Consider the following 700-nt stretch of genomic DNA (forward strand, 5'->3'; position numbering starts at 1 on the left):
TCTTTTTAGGTGTTTCCATAATTAAATGTAATTCTTTTTTTGAAAACACTCCTTAACTTTTATACTATATAGTGTCTACTTTTTGCTGACGATTTACATTCTAAATGCATTTGGTTATGAGAGAGGGGATGATTTTAAATTATATTGTACAGTTTCTGCGATTACACGTAATTCACAAGGTTTAAAATTAAATATGCAATCTGATATTAGATACTTGTTTGAAAATTCTGATAAGGCAACTATTGGTGATTTCGTTGCTTGGTCTACAGAAACTTTGCATAATAGATTATTAGAAAAACATAACGAAACTTTTTGGGTTGCAGCTGATACACAAATTATAGACAATTTTGAACATTTTCAATTCAAAAAAGTTGAACATACTAAAAAGCCAATCGTTAGTCAATTTGATATACTTGTTGAACAAGGTATAATAACTTTAGATCACTTAATAAAAAGAAATAGTGCCGGTAGAGTTGTAGAAAAAGGTCCATTATTTAAGATTAGACCTAATGCTTTAAGTCTTCTTTTTCCACCAAGTGAAACTTATGATTTAATATAAAAATAGAATTTTTAAACTCCATAATTGTATTAGATTATGGAATGTAAATCGTCAGCAAAAAGTAGACACTATATAGTATAAAAGTTAAGGAGTGTTTTCAAAAAAAGAATTAGATTTGATTATGGAAACACCTAAAAAGAA

1 protein-coding gene is annotated in these 700 nt (G+C 27.3%); it reads left to right on the forward strand.

What is annotated here, in order from left to right; translation table 11 throughout:
* The first annotated feature begins 82 nt into the window (after positions 1 to 82).
* Positions 83 to 559 (forward strand): MvaI/BcnI family restriction endonuclease, encoded by a 477-nt coding sequence (locus IV513_RS15600; protein ID WP_245168974.1) that lies wholly within the window; start codon positions 83 to 85, stop codon positions 557 to 559.
* Positions 560 to 700: the final 141 nt, after the last annotated feature.

The sequence above is a fragment of the Chryseobacterium sp. RR2-3-20 genome (assembly GCF_017808115.1).
Classification (GTDB): Bacteria; Bacteroidota; Bacteroidia; order Flavobacteriales; family Weeksellaceae; genus Chryseobacterium; species Chryseobacterium oryzae.